The organism is Haladaptatus ordinarius (genome assembly GCF_054177595.1).
In genome coordinates this window covers 1-1,429 of the sequence record NZ_JBPEHH010000257.1, presented here as the reverse complement: position 1 = coordinate 1,429, position 1,429 = coordinate 1, and the positions used below count along the sequence as shown (strand labels likewise).

The window sequence follows — 1,429 nt, the reverse complement described above, 5'->3', positions numbered from 1 at the left end:
CAGGGAATGTTCATCACCAATATATCCGGGCAGCAGCTGAATCAGCATCATGATCCAGTTGTTTTGTGACGAAATCATCTCAAATCTTTGACTACTGAGCTACAACGGACATCTAGCGAATATGACCCCGATGCAGGGGCGGCACTATCCAAAGAATGGCACCGACTCCTTGCAGAAGTACGCGATATTCTTCGCGACGGTAGTGGGGACGTTGTTGAACTCGAGTAGCCCGAGCTCAGCGCGAGCAACTCGTTTGTATGAAGCCCTAACCACGGATAGTTGCGAAATACCGGGAAACGACGATTGACGCACTCGAAACCCTCGAAGATGATCTCGATGAACCCACGTAGCTCAACCGTGCCGAGTTCCCCCGAGATTGATATCAGTGGGAACTCGATTTCCGAGGAGGTGGAGACAGATGCGCGAGACAAACGAACACCTCAGGGACGAAATCCGAGCAGTCGTCGAACGACAACTCCAGCAATCCGACCTGGAGGAAATCAACCAAGCGGTGAACCGCTTGATGGAGCAAGGCCACAGCAGAGAGAAAGCGATCGACACGGTGGGAGCCATCCTGCTCGAAGAGATCCACAAGATGATGACAGAGATACGAGATGTTCGACCGCGAGCGGTATGTTGATCGGCTTGAAGACCTCTGACCGTACCACCCTCTACCGGAGTTCGGAGCCACAGTTGGGACAGAAGCTTTCGTCGCCGTCCAACAGCTGGAGGCACTCGACACAGAACCGGTTGCTCGGTGTGGTGGCGATATCTTCGAGGAAATCCATCGCGGTCTGATCTTCGACACCTGGTCTATAGCCGCCAGCATAGCCCGGAAGCGTCGAAGCCCACTGGACGGTCCCCTCGTCATCGACGATTGCGACGTTTCCGGCGATGTTGAGCTTGCTGTACCGTTTGAAACCTTCCGAGGGGGTCGGCTCGATGGACTGGTTCAGGGCACGGTTCCGTTTAAGGTCACGTTCATAGATCTCTTCTGGCGTCGAAGACCGCACCTCACCAGGGAAATCATTGATCGGTCCGTGCTGTTCGTCAATCCGGTCGATCTCGACCAAGATGTCGTGGTCATCGTGGAGCTTCCTCAACAACCGTAGTGTGTGCTCGTGCCACTCTCGGACATCGGCGTCAGCATAGTATCGTAGTCTCATGTATCACTCAAACCTCGGAAAGCGAGCCGACGCTATCCCAATCTTGCCGTAGTATCGTAGTCTCATGTATCATTTGAACCCTTCCTCAAACAGGTCTTCATATACCTCGACAATCGTTTCACAGTCATCGTCTGAGAGTGCATACTCTCGAGCGTGTCATAGAATCCATCTCATAGCTTTTCGCAGCCCGGGTCGTTTCCTCGCTCGTAGTTGGTGATTGCAACCACGAGTCGGAGACAGAGCGCAACGAACACTTCTGTTCG

2 protein-coding genes are annotated in these 1,429 nt (G+C 53.5%); one reads left to right on the top strand and one right to left on the bottom strand.

Annotation, left to right across the window (positions count from 1 at the left end):
• Nucleotides 1-418: 418 nt before the first annotated feature.
• Entirely contained in the window at nt 419-640 is a 222-nt protein-coding gene (locus tag ACR3FF_RS27015; RefSeq protein ID WP_458191172.1) for a hypothetical protein, read from the top strand.
• 31 nt (nt 641-671) lie between these two features.
• Here ACR3FF_RS27015 and ACR3FF_RS27010 read toward each other — a convergent pair whose 3' ends face one another.
• Nucleotides 672-1,166: a DUF8045 domain-containing protein gene (locus ACR3FF_RS27010; RefSeq protein WP_458191170.1), complete on the bottom strand. Its 495-nt coding sequence runs from the start codon at nt 1,164-1,166 to the stop codon at nt 672-674.
• Nucleotides 1,167-1,429 lie beyond the last annotated feature (263 nt).